This window comes from Nonomuraea sp. NPDC050786 (assembly GCF_040654115.1).
Classification (GTDB): domain Bacteria; phylum Actinomycetota; class Actinomycetes; order Streptosporangiales; family Streptosporangiaceae; genus Nonomuraea.
Window position 1 is genome coordinate 142,480 of record NZ_JBFAHJ010000029.1, and the last position, 21,425, is coordinate 163,904.

The 21,425-nt window shown below is 71.8% G+C and carries 19 protein-coding genes; 9 read left to right on the forward strand and 10 right to left on the reverse strand.

Annotated features, from left to right (window positions below; all coding sequences use genetic code 11):
• Positions 1-13 precede the first annotated feature (13 nt).
• From AB0H84_RS39705 to AB0H84_RS39725, 5 genes are read left to right on the forward strand one after another with little or no spacing between them, the layout of a single operon-like run.
• Positions 14-1,582: a DUF3502 domain-containing protein gene (locus AB0H84_RS39705; protein ID WP_357616643.1), complete on the forward strand. Its 1,569-nt coding sequence runs from the start codon at positions 14-16 to the stop codon at positions 1,580-1,582.
• 2 nt (positions 1,583-1,584) lie between these two features.
• Positions 1,585-4,467 carry a hypothetical protein gene (locus AB0H84_RS39710; RefSeq protein ID WP_357616646.1) on the forward strand — a complete coding sequence of 961 codons (2,883 nt, stop codon included), beginning with the start codon at positions 1,585-1,587 and terminating at the stop codon, positions 4,465-4,467.
• Complete coding sequence (locus AB0H84_RS39715; protein ID WP_357616649.1) at positions 4,467-6,662, forward strand: glycoside hydrolase N-terminal domain-containing protein; 2,196 nt, start codon at positions 4,467-4,469, stop codon at positions 6,660-6,662. The genes AB0H84_RS39710 and AB0H84_RS39715 overlap by 1 nt, the downstream gene beginning before the upstream one ends.
• On the forward strand, positions 6,659-8,131 hold the full coding sequence (locus AB0H84_RS39720) for a glycoside hydrolase family 43 protein (protein ID WP_357616652.1): 1,473 nt from the start codon (positions 6,659-6,661) through the stop codon (positions 8,129-8,131). The genes AB0H84_RS39715 and AB0H84_RS39720 overlap by 4 nt, the downstream gene beginning before the upstream one ends.
• Entirely contained in the window at positions 8,128-8,880 is a 753-nt protein-coding gene (locus AB0H84_RS39725) for an alpha/beta hydrolase (protein ID WP_357616655.1), read from the forward strand. The genes AB0H84_RS39720 and AB0H84_RS39725 overlap by 4 nt, the downstream gene beginning before the upstream one ends.
• Here AB0H84_RS39725 and AB0H84_RS39730 read toward each other — a convergent pair.
• The 3 genes from AB0H84_RS39730 to AB0H84_RS39740 form a co-directional block, all read right to left on the reverse strand.
• The gene (locus AB0H84_RS39730; protein WP_357616658.1) at positions 8,843-9,214 is read right to left on the reverse strand and encodes a hypothetical protein; all 372 of its coding nucleotides are present in this window, start codon (positions 9,212-9,214) and stop codon (positions 8,843-8,845) included. The two genes, AB0H84_RS39725 and AB0H84_RS39730, sit on opposite strands and share 38 nt — an antisense overlap.
• A 235-nt stretch (positions 9,215-9,449) precedes the next feature.
• Positions 9,450-10,079: a response regulator transcription factor gene (locus AB0H84_RS39735; RefSeq protein ID WP_357616661.1), complete on the reverse strand. Its 630-nt coding sequence runs from the start codon at positions 10,077-10,079 to the stop codon at positions 9,450-9,452.
• Complete coding sequence (locus tag AB0H84_RS39740; protein WP_357616689.1) at positions 10,019-11,152, reverse strand: histidine kinase; 1,134 nt, start codon at positions 11,150-11,152, stop codon at positions 10,019-10,021. Before AB0H84_RS39740 ends, AB0H84_RS39735 begins: the two co-directional genes overlap by 61 nt.
• Positions 11,153-11,281: 129 nt before the next feature.
• On the opposite strand from AB0H84_RS39740, the gene AB0H84_RS39745 reads away from it, so the two are divergent.
• Positions 11,282-12,274, forward strand: coding sequence for a hypothetical protein (locus AB0H84_RS39745; RefSeq protein WP_357616664.1), 993 nt, complete (start codon positions 11,282-11,284; stop codon positions 12,272-12,274).
• Here AB0H84_RS39745 and AB0H84_RS39750 read toward each other — a convergent pair.
• The 5 genes from AB0H84_RS39750 to AB0H84_RS39770 form a co-directional block, all read right to left on the reverse strand.
• On the reverse strand, positions 12,241-12,435 hold the full coding sequence (locus AB0H84_RS39750; protein ID WP_357616667.1) for a DUF5708 family protein: 195 nt from the start codon (positions 12,433-12,435) through the stop codon (positions 12,241-12,243). The genes AB0H84_RS39745 and AB0H84_RS39750 overlap by 34 nt on opposite strands.
• 123 nt (positions 12,436-12,558) lie before the next feature.
• Positions 12,559-12,927, reverse strand: coding sequence for a barstar family protein (locus AB0H84_RS39755; protein ID WP_357616670.1), 369 nt, complete (start codon positions 12,925-12,927; stop codon positions 12,559-12,561).
• A 7-nt stretch (positions 12,928-12,934) separates the two neighbouring features.
• Positions 12,935-13,348, reverse strand: coding sequence for a ribonuclease domain-containing protein (locus AB0H84_RS39760; RefSeq protein WP_357616673.1), 414 nt, complete (start codon positions 13,346-13,348; stop codon positions 12,935-12,937).
• Positions 13,349-13,486: 138 nt separating this feature from the next.
• Positions 13,487-15,274, reverse strand: coding sequence for a bifunctional metallophosphatase/5'-nucleotidase (locus tag AB0H84_RS39765; protein ID WP_357616675.1), 1,788 nt, complete (start codon positions 15,272-15,274; stop codon positions 13,487-13,489).
• Positions 15,275-15,388: 114 nt separating this feature from the next.
• The gene (locus AB0H84_RS39770; protein ID WP_357616678.1) at positions 15,389-16,303 is read right to left on the reverse strand and encodes a helix-turn-helix domain-containing protein; all 915 of its coding nucleotides are present in this window, start codon (positions 16,301-16,303) and stop codon (positions 15,389-15,391) included.
• 200 nt (positions 16,304-16,503) lie between these two features.
• Between AB0H84_RS39770 and AB0H84_RS39775 the strand changes: the two genes are divergently transcribed.
• Both AB0H84_RS39775 and AB0H84_RS39780 read left to right on the forward strand, forming a co-directional pair.
• Complete coding sequence (locus tag AB0H84_RS39775) at positions 16,504-16,767, forward strand: hypothetical protein (RefSeq protein WP_357616680.1); 264 nt, start codon at positions 16,504-16,506, stop codon at positions 16,765-16,767.
• A gap of 6 nt (positions 16,768-16,773) precedes the next feature.
• Positions 16,774-18,147 (forward strand): serine hydrolase, encoded by a 1,374-nt coding sequence (locus tag AB0H84_RS39780; protein ID WP_357616681.1) that lies wholly within the window; start codon positions 16,774-16,776, stop codon positions 18,145-18,147.
• Here AB0H84_RS39780 and AB0H84_RS39785 read toward each other — a convergent pair.
• Positions 18,144-18,809, reverse strand: a complete 666-nt coding sequence (locus AB0H84_RS39785) for a response regulator transcription factor (RefSeq protein ID WP_357616683.1) — start codon at positions 18,807-18,809, stop codon at positions 18,144-18,146. The genes AB0H84_RS39780 and AB0H84_RS39785 overlap by 4 nt on opposite strands.
• Complete coding sequence (locus tag AB0H84_RS39790) at positions 18,802-19,980, reverse strand: histidine kinase (RefSeq protein WP_357616685.1); 1,179 nt, start codon at positions 19,978-19,980, stop codon at positions 18,802-18,804. Before AB0H84_RS39790 ends, AB0H84_RS39785 begins: the two co-directional genes overlap by 8 nt.
• Before the next feature lie 132 nt (positions 19,981-20,112).
• Between AB0H84_RS39790 and AB0H84_RS39795 the strand changes: the two genes are divergently transcribed.
• On the forward strand, positions 20,113-21,132 hold the full coding sequence (locus AB0H84_RS39795) for a hypothetical protein (protein WP_357616687.1): 1,020 nt from the start codon (positions 20,113-20,115) through the stop codon (positions 21,130-21,132).
• Positions 21,133-21,425 lie beyond the last annotated feature (293 nt).

Below are 21,425 nucleotides of genomic sequence, written 5' to 3' on the forward strand. Positions count from 1 at the left end.
CTCAGGAGTTACCGTGTCCCACCACCTCATGTCGCGGCGCCGCCTGCTGGCCACCGGCGGCGGCCTCTCCCTCGCCGCCCTCCTCGCCGCCTGCTCGGACGACTCCCAGAAGCCGCAGACCACCGGCGCCCAGAGCGGCGGCGCCCTCACGCTGAGCCTGCTGCTCCCCGGCGACGCGCCGGCCGGCTGGGACGCCGTCCTGGCCGAGGTCAACAAGAAGCTCCAGGCCGACCTGGGCTTCACGATCAAGCCACAGTTCATCCCGTGGAGCAGCTACGGCCAGCAGGCATTGCTGAAGTTCACCGCGGGGGAGAAGTTCGACACCGCACTGCAGGCGCGCTGGCTCAACATGACCCAGCTCGCGGCCAGCGGCTCAATCGTCGAGCTGAGCAGCCTGCTGTCCAGCGGCAAGTACCCCAACCTGGCCGCCACGATCGATCCGAAGATCATCGAGTTGAACCGGTGGAGCGGCAAGCTCTACGGCGTGCCCCAGATCAACTCGGCCGCCCGCTTCCATCACTTCACCATCCGCCAGGACCTGGCGGAGAAGCTCGGCATGAGTGACATCACGGACTTCGCCGGCCTGGAGAAGTTCTGGTACGACGTCAAGCAGAAGAACAAGGACATCATCCCGATCGGGATCAGCTCCCGGATGCCCAAGCTGCTGGTGGCCTGGAACCCGGTCGGCTGGCTCAACCCCTACATGTGGGACAACCCCACCATGAGCGTCGCCTCCTTCACCGGCGACTCGCTCAACTTCGTCCTGGCCGCCGACGGCAAGCAGACCGGCTCATCCAACCCCATCCCGTTCTGGGAGGCCCCGGGCATGGTGGACGCCCTGCGCCTGGTCCGCAAGTACTACCAGGACGGGCTGTTCAACAAGAACGGCCTCACCCTGGACTCGAAGGCGCTGGACTCCCAGTACAAGGCCGGCCGCGTCGCCACCGTCTGGGCCATGACCGACGGCCTGTCCTCCGCGGCCCTGCCTGAGCTGACCAAGAACGTGCCCGGGGCGATGATCGCGAACGTGATGCCGCTCAAGGGCGGCGAGAGCGCCAAGCCGTACCAGACCTTCCAGAGCGACAACTTCGTCGTGCTCAACGCCAAGGGCCAGAGCAACGAGAAGGCCATGCAGCTGCAGGACTGGGCGTCGATCAAGGAGAACCACGACCTGCTCAACTACGGCATCACCGGTAAGGACTGGAACCCGATCGGCGACGACCAGTACGAGAAGGTGTCCACCTACACCTTCCCCGGCTTCGCCCTCGCCTGGCGGGCCAAGCTGGAGCGCCGGGTCAAGGGCATGACCGAGTCCGAGACCAAGTGGTTCGACTGGGCACAGGACCTCGACAACTTCACCATCGACCCCTACGCCAGCTTCGTCCCCGACCCCGAGCCGATCAAGCGGGAGAACACCCAGGTCACCGCCGCCATGACGCAGTTCGCCAACCCGCTGTTCATCGGCGCGGTGGATGTCGACCAGGGGCTGGACAAGCTGAAGAAGGCGCTGGACCGGGCGGGCCTGGCCAAGGTGCAGGCGGAGATGGCCAAGCAGGCCGACGCCTACCTGAAGGGCCAGTGACCATGACGCAGCCCATGAGCCGGAGGGCCGTGCTGGCGTCCTCCGGAGCCCTGGCCGCCGCCGCGTGGTTATGGAACGGCGAGGCCGCGGCCACCACGTCACCCCGTGAGAAGCCGCTCGACGTGGTGGTCTTCGGTGACGAGGCCTCCGAGGCCGCCCACGCGGTGACCGCCGACCGGTCGGAGGTCGTGACGGGCGGGCTCGGCCGGCCGGCCCGCGTGCTCAACCCGCAGGAGCCCGCCGGGGTGTGGGGCGGCACGATCTCCTTCACGGTCAGGTGCGTGCCGCGCGGCACCACGTACGTCACGATCAAGCTCTGGGGCGACGACCATGCGGCGAGCGAGGCCGACCAGTCCCGGCTGCAGCTCTTCTGCGAGGGCAGGCAGGTCGGCCACTACCACCTGGGCGCGGTCGACCCGCTGGACATCCTCAGCCTGGAGGCCCACTCGCCGGGCCGCTTCCACTTCCACACGCTGCCGCTGCCCGAGGCGATGACGCGCGACCGCGAGCAGGTCACGCTGGAGATCAGGTCGATGGGCCGGATCTGGGGTTACGGGCAGAACGCCGCCGAGTTCTACCGCTCGATGGACAAGCCCGGCCGCCCCTTCTACCGGATCTACACCCATGCCGAGCCGTACTTCCCCGGCGACGACCTCCAGGGTCCCGTGCCCGACGCGCCCGCCCGGCCGGCGCCGGGACCCGAGGTGCTGGAGCGGATCAAGGCGAGGGTGCTGACCGAGCACCGCAACTGGCTGAACGGCAATCCCGCCGCGCTCGACCCCTGGGCCTTCCAGGGGCTGGCCGAGGGCTATCACTGGCCCGAGAGCCCCGCGTACCACAACCCCGACGCGATCGACCAGGTGCTGGCCGCCATCGACGCCCGCTACACCAGGTGGCTCGCCGACCCCGCCGTGCTGACCGCCTCCGACCAGCAGTGGGAGGGTTTCGGCAAGGTCGGCATGGCGCTGCTGCTGCTCCGTGACGTCCTGGGCGACCGGCTGGAACGCCCGGTCGGCGGGCGGGCCGTGGGCGCGCCCAACCCGGGCTTCGAGCGCGGCGGCACGGCCCCCGCCTCCTGGAACACCGCGGTCTGGCGCGGCACGGCCACCTGGCTCTGGGACGACACGGTCAAGCGCGGCGGCTCCCGCTCGGTCAAGGTCACCGCCGCCGCCGGCGCCGCCGCAGGCTGGAACACCGCCCAGAACCGCACCCTCATCGGCCAGGGCAGGCACCGCTACGGCGTCTGGGTCAGAACCGAGGAGGTCGCGGCCCCCGGCGCGTACCTCGACGTGCTCTTCTACGACGCCGCCGGGAAGATCGTCGGGACTGACAACAAGGTCTACGCCCCCACCGGCACCCAGGACTGGACCCGGATCACCGCCGAGCTGACCACCCCGCCCACCGCGGTCGAGCTCCGGCTCGACGTCCGGGTGGAGGGCGGCGGCACCGCCTGGTTCGACGACGTCGAGGTCACGCCGCTGGACGGGGCCACCCCGCCGGACCAGGGCGACCTCCCGGTACGGCGGGACGCCTACACCAGGATGCTGACCGAGTCCATCTCGTACTGGCGTCAGCACATGCCGCACTACAGCAACCAGGTGCAGATCTGTGCGCTGGGCATCTACCGCTGCAACCGCGGCCTGATGCTGATAAATCCGGGCAAGGCGCCGCTCACCGAGGAGAAGGCCCGCGACTACATCCACCAGGCCGTCGGCCTGAAGCCGTTCCTCGGCCACGAGGACGCCTCCGGCACCCCCAGCAGGATCCTCGGTGAGCACTTCTACCAGGTCACCAAGAAGGGGCTGACCAGGGAGCTGGGGTACGTCGGCAACTACGGCGAGGTGACCGACTGGCTCATCCTGCTCTACGAGGCCGTCACCCGCTTCGACGGCGTCGAGGACCCGGAGCTGAAGGCGCAGCTGATCAAGATGATCAACGCGCGGGCCGTCTTCCGCTACCCCGAGGTCGACAACGACGGCTACCGGACCATGCGCATGGAGGCCGCCGTCGGCTGGCGCGACGACCACTATCCCGGCGACGTCGTCTACGCCCAGCGCCTGGCCTGGGACGGCCACCCCGTCATGGCCGCCGCCGTACTCGGCGACCCCTCGATCGCCGGGCACGCCCAGCGCATGGTCGCCGACAACCAGCTCTTCGGCCACCTCGGCCTGCTGCTCACCAACACCTGGCCCCGCGTCGGGCTCAACGCCCTGCGCCTCGTCCAGCGCGACTGGCCCGCCTTCCAGGCGCTTCCCCCGGCCGGCACGCGCTTCCCCATGGACTGGGACGCCCCCGGCTTCGTCTTCTCCGACGAGGAGAATGGCGTCGTCGCCATCAAGAACGGCAAGGAGATCCTCTACGCCTCCCTCTACTGGCGCGCTCGCCAGGCCGTCAACAACCTGGCCCGCGTCCACCACATCACCCCGGACACCCACCGGGTCGCCACCATCCGGCAGCAGTGCCAGGTCACGCCCACCGGCGACACCTGGACCGAGGCCGACTGGGTCTGCTTCTCCTTCGCCATCAACGACCCCGCCGCCTCGCACATCCCGCCCGGCGGCTTCCCGCCTCCCGGCCCCGAACTGCACCAGGCCTTCGCCGGCGAGGTGCTCAAGGTCGGCCCGCACCCCGCCGACGTGCCCGACCCGGCGCTCGGCGTGGACTTCCCCGGCGTCGAGAAGCTCTTCGTCGGCAAGGCGCAGTTCTACCGCTGCTCGTACGGCCGGTACCTCATCGGGATGAACACCTCGGAGGACCGTTCGCGCACCCTGCGTGTGACCGGCTCCGGCCACGCCCGTAATCTCGTCACCGGCCGCCGCGTCCCCCTCGGCCGCCCGATCGAGGTGGGACCGCTCAGCACTGTGGTGCTCTACCTGGAGGACTGATGCACTCCCTGCTCGACCTGTCGCCCGCGCTCACCTGGGAAAACGCCTTCCTGTCAGGCAACGGCGAGGTCGGGATCATGGTGTACGGCGGCCCGCGGGAGGAGCGGGTGGTGGTCAACCACCACCGGTTCGTGCTGCCCAACGGCACCCGCGACCGCCGCCCGCCCGCCATCGCGCACCTGCTGCCCGAGATCCGCTCCCTGCTGCTGGCCGGACGGCCGGCCGAGGCTCAGGCGCTGGCGGCCGACGGCCGGAGCCTGGAGTGGACCCAGCCGTTCCACCCCGGCTGGGAGCTGGTGATCTCCCGGCCCGCGCCGAGCGGAGAGCCTGCGCCGAGCGGAGAGCCCGCGCCGAGCGGAGAGCCCGCGCCGAGCGGAGAGCCCGCGCCGAGCGGGGAGTACCGCCGTACCACCGACTTCGCCACCGGCGAGGTCACCACGGAGTCGCACTCGGACTTGTCGCACCCGGTCTTGTCGCATCGGGCTTTCGTGTCGCGGGCCGACGCCGTCGTCGTCCAGCGCCTCGCCGGTGACGTCACCCTCCGCCTGACCGGCGACCTGCCCGGCAGGCCGGACACGGTCCGCTACGAGACGGCGGCCGGTGAGCAGGACGGCCAGGTCTTCCTGCGGATCCGCGGCTCCTACCCGCCCGAGGGCCGGGGCGCCGCAGGCTTCGAGGGGCTCACCCTCGTCAAGCCGCGCGGCGGGAGCATCGCCGTCGAGGGTGACACCGTGACGGTGACGGGCGCGGCCGAGGTGCTGCTGCTGACCACGGTGGCCCGGCACGACGAAAGCCCGGCCGAGCCGCTTCCCGCCGCCGGCCTGGGCGAGCTGGCCGAGCTCAGATACGACGGCCTGCTGCGCAGGCACGTCGCCCGGCACCGCCCGCTGTACGAGCGCGTCACCCTCGACCTGGGCGCGACCCCGGACGAGCGCGCCAGACCGGTCGGCGAGCTGGCCGGCGCCGCGCTGGTGGAGCGGATCTTCCACGCGGGCCGCTACCTCCTGCTGAGCTCGAGCGGCATCCTCCCGCCCCGGCTGACCGGCCTCTGGCTGGGGGCGTGGGGAGCGGCCTGGTCGGGCGACTTCACCACCGACGCCAACCTCAACCTCCAGATGTCGGGCGTCAACATCGGCGCGCTGCCGGAGCTGATCGACGGGTACGCGAACCTCATCCGGGGCCAGATCGACCACTGGCGCACCAACGCCAGAGAGATCTACGGCGCCAGGGGCATCCTCGCGCCGAGCCGCACGGACGGGGAGAACGGCCACCTGTTCCACCTGAACGCCGACTGGCCGTGGACCATGTGGCTGGCCGGGGCGGACTGGCTGCTGTACCCGCTGGTGGAGCATGCCGAGACCACCGGCGAGCCGGTCCCCGAGCTGGAGGGGTGGCTGGCGGAGAGCCGCCTGTTCTGGGAGGACTTCCTCGCCGGTACGGACGGGAGCGTGGTGCCGTCGTTCTCGCCCGAGGCGGGGCCGGGTGGCGGGCCGTTCGCCTGCGTCAACGCCACCATGGACGTCGCGGCGGCCAGGCACGCGCTCGGCGACTCCCCGGTGAGCGGGCGGCTCGCGCCGTACAAGATCGACGGCAGGGGCGCGCTGGCCGAGTGGATCGCGGACGTGGCGCCGTACGAGGATCATCGGCACGTCAGCCACCTGTACCCGGTCTGGCCGCTGCACGAGATCAACCCCGACGACACGCCCGAGCTGGCCGAGGCCGCCCGCGTGGCCCTCCTGCTCAGGGGCGACGAGAACCTGTCGGCGCACGGGAGCCTGCATCGGGCGCTGGCGGCGGCGCGGCTGAAGGACGGGGAGCTGGCCTGGGCCAATGTCCGGAAAATTCTGGACAACGAGATGTTCTTCGACTCGTTGATGAGCTCCCACAACCCCGGCCGGGACATCTACAACGCCGACGCGGCCATCAGCCTGCCGGGCGTCTTCCTGGAGCTGCTGGTGTATTCGCGGCCTGGCGTCGTCGAGCTGCTGCCCGCGCTGCCGTCGGCGCTCGCGCGGGGCCGCGTCACCGGGGTCCGCTGCCGGGGCCAGGTGACGGTCGAGGAGCTGACCTGGGGTGACGGCGTACGCGCCAGGCTCACCTCACCGGTCGCCCAGACCGTCACCGTGATCCACCGTGCCTCGGGCCTGCGCCGAGAAGTTGAGCTGCCAGCTGGAAAGAGCGTGGAGATCGCATGATCCGCAATCCCGTACTGCCCGGTTTCCACCCGGACCCGTCGATCGTGCGGGTGGGGGAGGACTACTACCTGGCCACCTCGACCTTCGAGTGGTACCCGGGCGTGCGCGTCCACCACTCCCGCGACCTGGTGAACTGGCGGCCGCTGGGCGGCATCCTGACCGAGCGCAGGCTGCTCGACCTGTCCGGCGTGCCCGACTCGGGTGGCGTCTGGGCGCCCGACCTGACCTACCACGACGGGCTGTTCCACCTCGTCTACGGCGTGATGGACAACTACGCGCTCGGGTACAAGGACATCGCCAACTACCTCATCACCGCCCCGTCGATCGAAGGGCCGTGGTCCGACCCGGTGCGGCTGCCCGGCCGCGGCTTCGACGCCGCCCTCTACCACGAGGACGGCCGGAGCTGGCTGCTCAACATGGTCTTCGACTCCCGGCCGGGACGCGGGTTCGCCGGGATCGAGCTGCAGGCTCTCGACGGCGGCAAGCCCGAGCTGATCCTGCCCAACCGCACCATCAGCGAGGGCCCGCACATCTACCGGATCGACGGCTGGTACTACCTGATGGCGGCCGAGGGCGGCACCGGCTACGAGCACCGGGTCTCGGTGCTGCGCTCCCGCTCGCTGTCCGGGCCGTACGAGGAGGACCCGGCCGGGCCGATGCTCACCTCGCGGCACGACCCGAGCCTGGAGCTGCAGAAGGCTGGTCACGGCTGCCTGGTGCAGACGCAGACGGGGGAGTGGTATGTCGCCCACCTCGTGGCCCGGCCGTACCACAATCGCAGGTGCGTGCTCGGTCGTGAGACCGCGCTGCAGCGCGTGGTCTGGGAGGACGGCTGGCCGCGCGTGGCGGGCGGCGTGCCCGCCGTCGACGTGCTCCCGCCCGCGCTGCCCGCCCATCCGTGGCCGGCGGCCGAGGACGGGACCGGGCTCTGGCCGGACTGGAGCACGCTGCGGCGGCCCGCCTCACCCGACTGGCTGGGCGCCGACGACGGCGGTTTCACCGTCCAGGGCGGCCAGTCTCCGTACGGCCTGCGCACCCCGAGCCTGGTCGCCCGCCGGGTCACGGCGCAGAAGTGCTCGCTGGAGGCCGTCATGCGGTTCGAGCCGGACAGCGTCCACCAGTCGGCGGGCATCACCGCGTACTACAACTCGCGCAACTGGCACTACCTCGCGCTGACCACAGAGGGCCTGGTGCTGACCACCAGCGACCGGGGCACCCGCACCGAGCACCTGCTCGGCCCGGCGGGACCCGAGGTCAGGCTGCGGGTGGAGTTCGACGGGCCGGTCGTGCGCTTCAACGACGGCCCCGAGCTGGACGCGACGATCCTGTCGGACGAGCACGCCGACGAGTTCGTCGACGGTCATGTGCGCTCCTTCGGCTTCACCGGCGCGTTCGTCGGGCTCTGGGTGCAGGACCTGGCGGGCGAGGGCTGCGCGGCGCGGTTCGAGCAGATCAGATACGAAGCGTGAACGTGCACGTGGAGACGCGGGGGCACGAAGGGCCCCCGCTGCTCCTGGTGCACGGCTGGGGCGGTGACCATCGGGCGTGGCACGCGCTCGACTTCGGCGCGCGCCGGGTGATCGCCCCCGATCTGCGCGGCCACGGCAGGTCGCCGGCCCCGGCGGCCGGATATCGGCCTGCAGACCTGGCCCGTGACCTGCTGCCGCTGCTGGACGAGCCGGTGGTGGCCATCGGGCACTCCATGGGCGCCCAGGTGGTCACCGCGCTGGCGGTCGAGCATCCGGAGCTGGTCAGCGCGCTGGTCGTCATCGCCCCCGCGTACGGCGCGGACGAGGCGGAGGAGCGGCTCATCCCCGGGCGGCTGGCGGCGCTGCGCGCCGACGGTGCGGCCGCGGCGCTCCGTCAGCTCGGGCCGCTGCCAGGTCCGGTCGAGGCACAGCTGCTGGCCACACCCGGTCATGTGCTGGCCGAGTGCTACGCCGGGATGTACACCGTGCCGGGGGCCTTCGGGGTGCGCCGCGCATCCGAGCGCTACCTGGCCGGACGGACCTGCCCGGTGCTCGCCGTACACAATGTGCCGGAGGCCGCGAAGTGGGAGGCGGGCCTGCCCGGGCACCCGCGGTCCACGACCGTGGTGTGGCCGGAGGCCGGGCACTTCCTGCACCTGGAGCACCCCGGCAAGTTCGTGGAGCTGGTGCTGAACTCCGTGGCCCGGCTCGTCAGCCCCGGAGCGCGCGGGCCGGGACGATCCCCGTGACGGTGCTGCCCTCGCCGGGCACCCTGTTGACCGTGAGCTCCCCGCCGATCTCGGCGAAGCACGCCTTCATCACGGCCACCTCCCGGTCGTCCTGACCGTCGGCGAGGCCGTGTCCGTCGTCGCTGACGGTGAGGCGCAGGCCGCTCAGGCTCAACGTGACGGCGATCGAGACCGTCCGGGCGCGGCCGTGCCGCTCGATGCCGGTCAGCGCCTCCTGCACCGCGGCGAACACGTTGCGCGCGGCCAGGCCGGGAACGTCCCCCTTGGGCAGGGCCCAGACCTCGACCGCGACACCGGAGCGCGCCGACCAGTCGTCCAGCAGCTTCTCCAGCATCCGCGCAAGACCCTCAGCCTCATGTGACTGCTCGTCCAAACGTTCCAAGATCGCCTCATCGTGGTGAGTGACGGCGAAGATGGCCAGACCTGTAGTCTCACGCCGTTCCGCACGGCAGTCAGACCACCGCCGCCGCGCAGTTTCGTCCCCCTGTGTCCCAGATGCTACACGGATCACAAGGCCAGAGCGGGACCGTTTCGCGCTCGCGCCGGAAGCCGCGAACAGCTCACGAGTCTCACGGCTCGGCCCTGCCGGTGGCCCAGGCCCAGGCGGCGATGCCGACGCGGTTCCTCGTGCCGATCTTGCGCTGGACGGCCGCGATGTGGTTCTTGACCGTGCCCGGCGAGAGGAACAGGTCCGCGGCGATCTCGGCGTTGGTCCTGCCCTGGGCGACCATCGCGACGATCTCGTCCTCGCGCTCGGTGAGGACGACGTCCGGCCGCTCGTGCGGCAGGCCGCGCTCGCGCAGCAGCCGGACGGTGAGCTGGGGGCTGATGAGCAGGTCGCCGTCCATCGCGGCCCGGACGGCCTCGACCAGCAGCGTGGGGCCGGAGCGCTTGAGCACGAAACCGGAGGCGCCGTGCCGCAGCGCCGCGTGTACGTACTCGTCGAGCCCGAACGTGGTGACGATCACCACGTGGATGCCCGTGCCGGCCAGCGCGCGGGCCACCTCGATGCCGTCGGCCCCGGGCATGCGGATGTCGGCGAGCACGACGTCGGGCTTGATCGCCCTGGCGGTGTCGATCGCGGACCGGCCGTCGGCGGCCTCCGCCACGACGGTCATGTCGGGCTGGGCATCGAGGATCAGCCGGAAGGCGGCGCGGATGCCTTCCTGGTCGTCGGCGATGAGGATGCGGATGGCCACCCCGGCGATTGTGCCAGCGGCAGGCGGGCGGCCAGCGACCACCCGTCCCGTACGCCCTCCGCGACCAGGTCGCCGCCCTGCTCCTGGACGAGCGCCGCCAGCCCCGCCAGGCCGGTCCCGCTGTGGCGTCTACCGGGCCGTCTACTGGGCCGTCTACTGGGCCGCCCGCCGCGCGCCCCTGTCACGCCGTCGTTGGCCATGGTGATCTCGAGCGTGCCGGGTCCGGCGGTGACGGCGAGGTCCACCCTGGTGGCCTGGGGAGCGTGCCGCCGTACGTTGGTCAGTCCCTCGACCACGATCCGGTACGCCAGCGCCCCGAGCTCCGGGGGAACCGCCACGACCGGATCCAGGCGCAGGCTGACCCGGGCGGCGCCCGCGGCGGAGAAGCGTTCGGCGGCCTCGCGGATGCCGCTCAGGTCGCCCGCGGGTGACAGGGGCCGGTCGTGGTGGAGCATGTCCAGGGTGCGGTCCAGCATCGACAGGGCCCGCTGGCCCGCCGCCTCGACGCGTTCGAGCGCGCTCAGCGGATCGCCCGTGACCGTGCCCGCCTGGGCGTGTGCCACCATCTCGCTGATGTCGTGGGCGACGAAGTCGTGCAGGTCCCTGGCCAGCCGCAGCCGCAGGGCGGTGCGGGCGTCGGCCACCGCGCGGGTCTCCCGTACTTCGGCGTGGCGCAGGTAGCCGCCGACGGCGGCGGCAAGGAGCGCGCCCAGGCCCCAGAACGCGCAGACACCCACTCCTTCCAGCGGCGACGCGGGGGTGAAGGAGCGCAGCAGCCACACGGACGCGGCCAGTCCCGCGGCCGGCGCCGCCGCGGCGGCCTGCCGGGGCGGCGCGTACCGGACGGCCAGGCCGGTCAGCGCCATGAGCGCCAGGCTCTCGACCATCCAGAGCACGCCGGCCTCCGGCGCGGGCTCGATCGCCCCGAACACGCAGGCCAGCGTGACGGCCAGGGAGACGGCGGCGGCCGGCCAGACCAGCGCGGGCAGCCGTGACCTGAGCCGCCGGCGCGACAGCACGGTCGCCACCGCCGCGACGGGAACCAGCGCCGGCACGGAGGCGGCCACCCACATCGAGCTCACCGCACCGAGGATAGGCCCGCGCGCGGGCGTCCACGGGGTGCCGAACGGCACGTTCACCGAGGGCAGAGGGTGCCGAACGGCATCTCACGCCGGAAGGGGGCGGGCCGCGACGCTGAGCACATGGAAACTCTTACTTCGTCCTGGGCCGGTCGCGCGGCGGCGGTGTGGGCGCTGGCCTACGGGGTGCTCGGCGTGGCGTGGGCGCTCGGGATGCCCGGATACCCCTGGGGCGGCTCGGACCCCGATCCTGACGGGGCGCTGTCCGTCCTGGCCGGGACGACGCCGCGCTTCGGCTGGTGGATCGCCGCCTGGGCGCTGCTCACCATGGTGACGGCGCTGGTGCTGACCCGCCGGGGCGGCGGCCGGGCTCCGCTCCTCGCGGCCTGGCCGATCGCCGCGCTCCTGGTCCTGGTGATCCCCGACTCCCGGCTCATGATGGGTGTCGCCTACACGCCGCTGCTGCTGGTCGCGCCGGTCTTCGGCTGGAGCCTGGGCGGGGCCACGTTCGCCGACGCCTGGCCGTGGCCCGTGCTCAACCAGCTCCTCTGCGTGCTCGGCGGCCTGCTGCTGGCCGCGGCGGCGCTGGCCTACGGCCGGGGCCGGTCCCACTGGTTCACCCCGGCGCGGGGGCGCGGGGCCGCGTACGTGGCGGCCGTGGTGCCGCTGGTGTACTGCCTGACCCGGTGGGCCTGGGCGCTGGGCATCCCGCTCGGGGTGAGCCGGGAGTTCCTCGCCGAAGGCGAGGGCGGTCTGTGGCTGGCCGGGGCCTACCTGGCCACGTTGGGCGCGCTCGGCGGCCTGCTCACCCTCGGCCTGGCGCAGCCGTGGGGCGAGATCTTCCCCCGGTGGATCCCCGGCCTGCGCGGCAGGCGGGTGCCGCCGCTGCTGGCGGTCATCCCGGCCGGGTTCGTCTCGATCATCGTCACCGTGGCCGGGCTGACATACATCCGGTGGACGATCGCCGGCCGCTTCGCCCTGGACGAATGGGGCGCCTGGCTCCCGGAGTGCTTCTGGCCCGTCTGGGGCGCCGCCCTGGCCACCGCCACCGTCGCGTACCACCTGCGCCGCAGGAGCGCCGCCTACGCCGGGTCGTCGCCGCGCACGCTCTTGTAGACCCCGTACAGGGCCTCCAGCCCGCCGAGGACCATGAGGACCACCCCGATCTTCGACGGCGTGAAGATGAAGATCTCCTCGTCGAGCCCGAACAGCCACAGCGCCAGCCCCACCACGAAGGTGGCGGAACCGGTGATCAGCGTCTTGCGGGCAGAGGCCATGGGGACTCCCTTCCTAGCGTGCGGAACCTCCGGAAACGCTAGTGAAGGGCACGGTCGCGGTGCTTCCTGCGGACTGAGGAGATCGCGTACATCTTTCGGGTGACGCGGGCCCCTTTCCGCGGCTCAGGTCAGCGCGTCTGCGGCGCGCTGCCGGAGCAGGGCCTCGTGGGCGGGGTCGGTGCAGAGCGTCACGGTCAGCCCGCCCTCGGCGGCGTCGGCGAGGACCGCCAGGAACAGGGCGAACTGCTCGGGAGGTTCGGCGCCGAGCAGCTCCTCGGCGTGCTCCACGAACAGGGCGGCGGCGCCGGTGTCGCGCAGGGAGTCGGTGAGCGCGTCCCAGTTGCGGCCGAAGTAGCCGGGCAGGCGCAGTGCCCGCGCCACCTCCTCGAAGAAGGCGGCGCGGGTCCGGCAGGCCCGCCCGTCGACCACCGCCGGCGCCGGGCCGGCGGACACCGTCAGCCAGCGCGGCAGTGGGCGTTCGGCAGAGGTCATGGGAGTCCTAGAGCCGGTAGAAGTCGGTGTAGTGGTTGGGCGAGAACCACACCGCGCCGGTGCCGCGGTTGACGACGATCCGGTACGCGTCACGCGCGGCGCCCCGCGCCCGGGAGTAGACGTCGTACTCATAGTAGGTGGCGCCGCTGGGGAGCTGCCCCTCGCGGTTGTAGAAGCGCCCGCCGGTGTAGTTGTACCTGCCGTCCGGCCACGAGTACCAGCCGCTCGAGGTGGGATAGCCCTTGGAGGACCAGATCGAGCTTGCCGAGCGCGCGTCGGCGCACCGCGAGATGGTGCAGGAGTTGTAGACCGAGGCCCCGGCCGGGGCGATGCCGACCAGGCCGATGACGGAGACGAGGGCGGCGAGGACGACGGTGAGTCTTACCGTCCAGGACGGTCCGGGGCGTTGCGGATTGTGCACGAAGCCTCCATGTGGGGTGCGACGGACACCGCAATGATCACTGCTCACGCCAGGCCGGACCAAGACAAAGAGTCCGAAAGTATGGTGAATTTTCGCCCATCGGGATCGCCTCGTGCGGCGCGCCATGGTGGACGGCCCTCAGGGTGCCGTCGCGGTCACCCGGTCGAGCGCGGGAGGCGCGACCGTCTCGGCGGCCTGGAAGTAGGCGCGGAAGGCGTCGTAGTCGCGCGAGCACCGCACCGGGTCGGTGAAGCCGCTCAGCGCGCCGAACCCGTCCGCTCCGATCAGCGTGTACGCCAGAGCGGCCACCCGGTAGGTCCGCCCCGTGTCCAGCGGGGCACCGCCGATCAGCACGTTCGCGGGGTCCACCCGGTCACCCACCGGCCGCGAGGCGTCATAGGAGTAGCGGACGCCGGACGAGACGGCCAGCGGGCTGAACCGCACCGTGCCGTCGGCCTGCGCCTGCCACTGCTGCTCCAGCGCCTGTTCGAGCTGCTGCCCGGTGAGGGAGACGGTGAGCACGGGGTTCGCGTAGCCGAACGTGGCCCAGGACTCTCCGAACAGGACGGTCCCGTCCGCGTCCGCGGCGTTGCTCCCCTTGGCGAAGCGCAGATCGCCGCGCAGGCTGTTGGAGCCCTTCAGCGGCGCCGTCGCCACCAGCGCCAGGTCGACGGGCCCGCCCGAGGTGCGCACGGCGTCGGCGTACTCCACGTCGGCGACGAGGTTGCCGAGCGTGCTCTCGCCGTCGGCGGCGCGGGTCCGGGTGATGTCACCGCTGATCTTGCCGACCGGACGGGCGTACGTCTGCGCGCCCCTGGCCTTCCAGTAGTCGACGAGCCGCGCCGCCGCCGGGTCCGGGGTGACGTCCCGGGTGACCGGGTGGTTCACCGAGGTGGTGGCGGAGCGGATGACGTCTCCCGTGCGCGGGTCGATCTTCAGGTTGATCTCGTTGATCAGGCGCCCGTGGTTGGCCGCCTCCACCACCGGCCGGGGGTTGCCCGCCGGGTCCGGGATCACGCAGTTGAACAGCGCGTGCCAGTGGCCGGTGATGATCGCGTCGATGTCGGGGGAGGCCTGCCTGGCGAAGTCGAAGGCAGGGCCCGAGGGGTTGCTGCTGCAGCGGTCGTAGACGTCTCCCGCGGTCCCGCCCTCGTGCATGTTGACCACGATGGCCTCGACGCCCTGGCGCTTCAGCTCGGCCGCGTACCTGTTCGCGGTCTCCACCAGCGGCAGGTTCTCCAGCGCCGGCTGGTAGGACGTCGAACCGGTGACGGTGGTCGGGGTGGTCAGGTTGATGAAGCCGATCCGGACGTCCTTGCCGCCTGCCGCCTTCGCGTGCTTGATGACGTACGGCTGGAAGATCGGCTTGGTGGAGCCCTTCGGGGTGATGTTGGCGGAGGAGATCGGGTAGTCCGCGCCGCGGAAGCGGCGGCCGGTGGAGTCGGTGAAGCAGCTGTCCACGTCCACCTCGCCGGAGCAGCGGCCCTTGCCCATGTGGTCGCGCAGGAACTCGAGCGGCCGGTCGAGCTCATGGTTGCCCACCGCGGTGAACTCCACGCCGATCGCGTTGAGGAACTCGACGGTCGGCTCGTCCTCGTGGAAGGCCACCTCGGTGGGCCAGCCGCTGAAGTCGTCGCCGGTGGTGAAGGTGATCGAGTTCGCGTGGCCCTGTCGGAGGTTCTTCAGGTGCGTGGCGATGTACGGAGCGCCGCCCACCACGATGCTCTTGCCCGCGGCGTCCTTCACGGTGCCGTTCGCGGCGTCGTTCTGCGGGGTCAGGTAGCCGTGGAAGTCGGTGATGGACAGGAGCTGGACGTCCACGGGTAACCGCGCGGCCTGGGCCGCGCCGGCCGGCAGGACCGTGATCGCCGAAATAGCCGTGGCCGCCGAGACCATGGCCCAGCGCCGGAGGCTGCTCTGCTTCATGTGTACCTTCACTTGCTCTCGCTTGCTGGCCGCGGTATTCGATCACGGGCGGATGACGTGCGTCGAGCCTCTGATCGCCGAGCAGGTGAAGAGCTGGGGAAAGCCGGGAAGGGGTCAGCGGGCGCGGAGGGCCTCGCGCTGCGCCGGGCTCAGGCGGTCCGGCCTTGTGGTGACGGCGTACGTGCCGTGCCCGGTGCGGTGCAGGGCGAAGGGGTCGGCGATGACCGGACGCTGTTCGATCACGTCCAGGGCGTCGACGGCGCGCTCGCGGGGCCAGTCCAGTGCCGTGGCGAGCTGGTCCGGGGTGAGCGGCCGAGCGGCGTGCAGCAGCGCCGCGATCATCGTCAGCGCGTCGCCCACGACGGCGTCGGTGAGGCGGCTGCCGCCCATCAGGTCGCTGATGCGGGCGAAGAACTGAGCCATCTGGCCCAGCCGGGTCCCGGCGGGCGTGGCGGCGCCGAAGATCTCGATGCCGTGCCGCGCGGCCTCCGCGAGGTCGGCGTGCGCCCCGGTGTCGGCCTGCCACGCCCGGAGCCAGACGTCGTCGTCGATGAAATAGCGCTCGCGGCGCCCGCCCGGATCCGGCCCGCGCCCGACCAGCTCCATCCCTTCGAGGTAGCCGACGGCCTTGGACACCGACGCCGGGCTGACCTGAAGCCTGCGGCCCAGCTCGGCGGCCGTCAGGCTGCCGGCGTCGGAGGTGAGCAGGCAGACGAACACCCGGGCGGGCATCCGGGGAAGCCCGGTCGCGGACAGCAGGGTCGCGAACCGGTCCACGAAGCCGCGCACCACCTCGTCGGCCGGCGGCTCCGCGACCTGGACCGGCCCCCGCCGGCGGGCGCGCCGCCCGGCCGCCTGCTGGGCGCGGTCGGCCAGGTAGGCGCCGGGGCCGCCGTTGCGTGCCACCTCACGGCTGATCGTGGAGGTCGGCCTGCCCAGCCGTCTGGCGATCTCGGCGTACCCCAGGCTCTCGGCCAGCCAGGTCGCGATCCGCAGGCGGTCCTCATGGGTCAGCCTGCCTCCGGGCATCGGTGCCTCTCCTCCTGCTGTCGACGGGATTCCGGTCCAGTGTGGCGTTAACCGACAGGACATTGCAACGGCGGATTGCATTTACCGGCATTGCTGGTGCAACGATAGCCGAAAATACCTAGTAGGTAGCGGTTCTTTTGTTGACGACTTTTAAAATGCAACGTAGCCTTTCCCCGTTCTGAAAGGCATTGAAGGAGGACATGCGGATGCACGTCATGGCGGTTTCCACGATCTCTGACGAAGACCGGTTCTGGGGTTCCCTGAAGCAGGCGCACGGTCGGCTGCCCAAGGGGGCGAGGTGGATCCTGGCGGTGGCGAGCACCGACGGGACCAGGGCGGTGAACGTCATCGTGCACGACTCGGTCGACGGGGTCAGGGACTTCTTCGAGGGCCACGCGGGCTCCTTCGCCACGACGGAGTACTTCCAAGCCGACGCCGCCAACGCGGTCGGCCTGCCGAAGTAGGCGATCATGGAGGTGACGCGCATTCGAGCTCGGCTCTCCGAGCTCCTGGCCGAATACGGGATCCCGAGTGCCGCGGTCGGCGTTCTGCGCGACGGAGAGGTCACCGACTTCGCCGTCGGCATCAGGAACGTCTCCACGCGGGAGCCCGCGACGACCGACACCATCTACCAGTGCGGCTCCATGACCAAGACGTGGACGGCACTCGCCTTCATGCAACTCGTCGACGAGGGGAAGGCCGGCCTCGACGAGCCGGTGCGGAAGTACCTCCCCGGGTTCCGGGTCGCCGACCCCCAGGTCAGCGCCGAAGTCACGCCCCGCCACCTCCTGAACCACACCAACGGCATCGAGGAGGCGTACGGCGACCCCGGCGAGGACGACGACGTCTACGAGCGCATCCTCCAGAACATCGCGGGCGCACCCCAGGTCCATCCTCTGGGTCACACCCATGGTTACAGCGCGGCCCTGGGCTACGCGATCGTCGCCCGCATCATGGAGGTGATCGACGGCAAGGGGTGGGACGACATCATGAAGGACCGTCTCTTCGGCCCTCTGGGACTGACCGGCACGAGCAGCCGGCCCGAGCACGTCGACCAGGATCGGGCGGCGACAGGCCACCTGATCCGCTCCCTCGACGAGGGGCCCTTCGTCTCACCGCTGGCCTACCTGCCGCGCTCCTTCGGCCCTGGCGGAAACGTCACCTCGACGGTCCGGGACGTGCTCGCGATGGCGCACGTCTTCCTCGACGGGGGGAAGGCGTCGAACGGGACGCGGATCGTCTCCGCCGAGGCCGTACGCGAGATGACGCATTCTCGGGTTCCCGTGCCCGACCCGTACATGTTCGGGGCTGAATGGGCACTCGGCCTCATCGTGTGCGACTGGCACGGCGAGACCGTCTACGCGCACGACGGCAGCACCATCGGCCAGAACGCCCGCCTGCGGATCCTGCCGGATTCCGGCATCGCCATCACCCTGCTGACCAACGGAGGACCGCGGGAGAGCTTCTCCAGGAAGGCGTTGAACGAGATCCTGGCCGAGCTCGGCGCGGTCACGATCCCGGACCTGCCGGAACCCGATCCGGCGCTGAAGCTCGACCTGTCCGCGTACGAAGGCGCTTACGAGCGACCCGGAGCCCGATACGAAGTGCAGGCCGACGGCGGGAGGCTCTGGCTGACCCTGGCGGTGGATCCCATGCAGGCACGCATGCTCGGCAGGCCAGAACGCACCACGTACGAGCTGCTGCCGGTCAGCGAGACGCACTTCTTGATGCCCTCGGACGATCCGCTCGAGGACACCCAGACCGTCGCGATCTACGACTTCGAGAACGGAGCCGCGCAGTACCTGCACACCAACTGCCGGGTGCATCCGAGGGCCGGCGGCTAACGGCCCGACGCGTCGTGGACGGCGAGGGCGAGCTGGACGCGGTTGTCCAGGCCGGCCTTGGTGAGGATGCGCGAGATGTAGCCCTTCACCGTGCCGACGCTCATGTGCAGCTCGCGCGCGATGACCGCGTTCGGCTTGCCCTGGCCGACGGCCAGCGCCACCTCTCGCTCACGCTCGCTGAGCGTGCCCAGCAGGCGCCGGGCGTCGGCCTGCCGCCGGCTCTCCTCCTCGGGGACCAGGTGAGCGATCAACCTCCGGGTGACGCTCGGCGACAGGATGGGCTCGCCGGCCACGACCCGCTTGACGGCCTCCACGATCCCCTCGGGCGGCGTGTCCTTCAGCAGGAACCCGCTCGCCCCCGCCCGCAGGGCCCTGAACACGTGCTCGTCGGCGTCGAACGTGGTCAGGATGATGACCTCAGGCGCGCCTGGGCGGCTCCGCAGCCGGCCGGTCGCGTCGATGCCGTCGACGCCGGCCATCCGGATGTCCATCAGCACCACGTCGGGGGCGTGCTCGCCGACCGCGGCCTCGACCTCGCCGCCGTCGGCCACGGCGCCCACCACGAGCAGGTCGGGCGCGCCCTTGAGCATCAGCGTCAGCCCGGCACGGACGAGCGCGTCGTCGTCGACGATCAGCACCCGGATCGGGGCGGCCTCACTCACCGGGCCATGGTAGCCGCGCCAGCAGCCGGAATCCGTCGCCGGTGCGCCCCCGCTCCAGACGCCCGCCCACGAGCGAGACCCGTTCCTCCAGCCCGGCCAGCCCCGCCCCGGCTCCCGTCGAACCGAGTCCCGTGGAACCGAGTCCCCCCGCCGCTCCGAGTGGGTTGCGCACCTCGATCGCCAGCTCGCCGCCTGCCGTGCCCGACAGGAGCACCGTGACGGGCGCGCCGGGCGCGTGCTTGCGGGCGTTGGTGAGCCCTTCCTGCACCACCCGGTACGCGGTACGCCGCGTCGCCTCCGGCAGGCCGGCGAGCCGTACGCCATGGTCGTGCAGCTCGACCCGCATCCCCGCCCGCCGCGACTCCTCGACCAGCGGCCCCAGCCCCCGGTCCGGTCCGGCGGGCTCGGACGAGGAGCCGTCGCGCAGCACGGAGATGACCGTGCGCAGCTCCTCCAGGGCCTGGTGGGCGTTCGACCGGATGACCCCGGCCGCCTCGGCGACCTCGCCCGGCGTCGCTCCCGCGTTGAACTCCAGCGCCCCGGCGTGCACCGCCAGCAGCGAGAGCCGGTGCGCGAGCACGTCGTGCATGTCGCGGGCGAGGCCGAGCCGTTCGGCGCGGCGCGCCTCCTCCGCGCGCAGCCGCTGCTCGGCCTCGGCGCGGCGGGCCCGTTCCGCCAGCGACAGCATCAGCTCCCGCCGGGTCCGCGCCAGCATGCCCCAGCCGGTGAGCGCCCCGCCGATCAGCACCCCGACCAGCGCCCACACCGCGTACGGGGCCAGGCCGGGCGGCCGCAGCGCGAACCTGACCAGCGTCGCGGCCACCCACGCCGCCCCCACCGCGGCGGCGGCCGGCGGGCGCCGGTAGACCGCCGCGATGAGCGTGGCGATCCCCGCCGCCACCGACGCCGCGGCGGCCGGCACGGACAGCGCGACGACGGCCAGCCCCGCGGCGACCGGCCACCTGCGGCACAACCACAGCCCGGCGCAGGCCAGGACCCCGCCCGCCACGTCGACCGCCAGGTACCAGCCGGGCACGCCCGGAGCCAGGTCTCCCCAGATGACCGCGGCGGCCCCGGCGAGGGCCAGCACGAAGTTGGCGGTGCCGGCCGTCCAGTCGCGCCACGACCGCATCCAGCCGGGTCGCACGTCCTGCACGCGGGCCCCGAACACAACCGCAGATCGTAGCCCCCGCCCCCGGCCTTCGGCAGGCAACCGAAGTCACTACCGGAAGGCGACCGAAGTGGCCACGGATCGGCCTTCCGGCAGCAGCGGACGTCCTCTCTCCTCGGGGAGTGTGGGCGCATGGTCTCATCCAAGGCACGCGGCCGGTGGGCCGCACTTCTGCTGGCCGTGGTCACCCCGGTCGTCGCCGAGTTCACGCTGGGCAACCCGCCCCTCCGCCAGGCGTACCTGCTGCTCCTGTGGGTGCCGATCTACGGCGCGGGCGCGGTGCTGGTGCGCGAGCTGGTGCGCCGTTCAGGGCGGGGCTGGGGTGCGATCCTGCTGCTCGGGGTCGCGTACGGGATCGTCGAGGAGGGCCTGGCGCTGCAGGCGCTCACCAGCCCGACCCTCTACGGCGTGGCCGGGTGGGCGCCCAGGGTCCTCGGCCTGAACAGCGCGTACACCGAGCTGAACCTCCCCTACCACGCCGTCTTCAGCGTGGCCCTGCCGATCCTGCTGCTGGACCTGGTCTTTCCCGGGCTGCGCCGGCAGCCGTACCTGGGACGGGCGGGACTGGTGGCGGCCGGGGTGGTGTTCGTGCTGGGGGCCGTGCTGCTGCGGTTGACGGTGACGGCCGTCATCGACCCCGGCTACCAGGCGCCTCCGGCGGTCGTGATCGGCTGCCTGCTGGCGGTCGCGCTGCTCGCCGTGATCGCGCTGCGCCTCAACCCGCGGCGCCCCGGCCCGCCGCCGGTGGCCGTGGGACCGCCGCCCCGGCCGGTGCTCGTCGGCGGGTTCGGCGGGGTGGTGGTGTTCGGTTATCTGGCGCTGCTCTTCCCGTTCGGCGGTGCCGAGCACCCGGCCTTCACGCGGGGCGGCTGGGTGCCGGTGCCGATGGTGGCGGCGGCGGTCCTGGCGGTGGCGGCAGGGTGGCTGCTCGGCCGGTGGACGAGGGGGCGGGCGTGGGGCGACCGGCACAGCCTCGCCCTGGCGAGCGGCGCGCTGGTGGCGCACACGGTGTTCGGGGTGATCGCCAACGGGGAGACCGTCGCCGACCGGCTCTCCCTGGCGGCGCTCGGAGTGGTCATGGGCGGCCTGCTGGCCATTCTCGGCCGCCGCGCCCGCATCGATATTGACGAATGCGCTGCGGGCGTGAAATAGTGGCCTTGGCAGCGAGGTTGACACTCATAATAAGTGTGGACATTGCTTTCTCATTTGCGTTATGCTGCTCGTCCGCGCTGCCTTTCCACGCCCCGGGTTTCCGCCGGGGCGTTTGGCGTGCGCGCAGTTCGATTCCATCCGTGCTGCCCGGAAGGACATCTGTTGACAGCCTCGCGCAACGCCTCCGCCGTACCCGCCGGTCCCCGTCGCGTCTCTTTCGCGCGCATCCAGGAGCCCCTCGAAGTTCCTGACCTTCTGGCCCTGCAGACCGAGTCTTTCGACTGGCTGCTCGG